Source organism: Janthinobacterium foliorum (assembly GCF_978021625.1).
Genome location: NZ_CDXDQE010000113.1, coordinates 1 through 262 on the forward strand (window position 1 = coordinate 1; position 262 = coordinate 262).

Annotated in this window: 1 protein-coding gene; it reads left to right on the top strand. The window is 68.3% G+C overall.

Features of this window, described 5'->3' with window-relative positions:
• Positions 1–99: 99 nt before the first annotated feature.
• Positions 100–262 (top strand): 5-deoxy-glucuronate isomerase (locus ACZ92H_RS29760; RefSeq protein WP_465052002.1); only part of this gene is annotated, 163 nt, incomplete at its 3' end.

Sequence of the window (262 nt, forward strand, 5' to 3'; positions counted from 1 at the left end):
GGACCCGGCCGTCGCCCCCAGCTATCAGTACGCGAAGATGGGCCACGATTACCTGGCGCAATTGGTCGACGCCATCCCGCGCTTGAAACGGGAGGCGGCATGAGCCCGCTGCTGGTGAAGGCGAACAAGGCGGGTGGCAAGATCGTGGAAGTGACGCCCGCGTCCGCCGGCTGGACGCACGTGGGTTTTGCCGCGCACCGTCTGCAGGCCGGCGAGCAGGTCACGCTGCAGACGGGCAGCCGCGAGCTGTGCATCGTCGTGC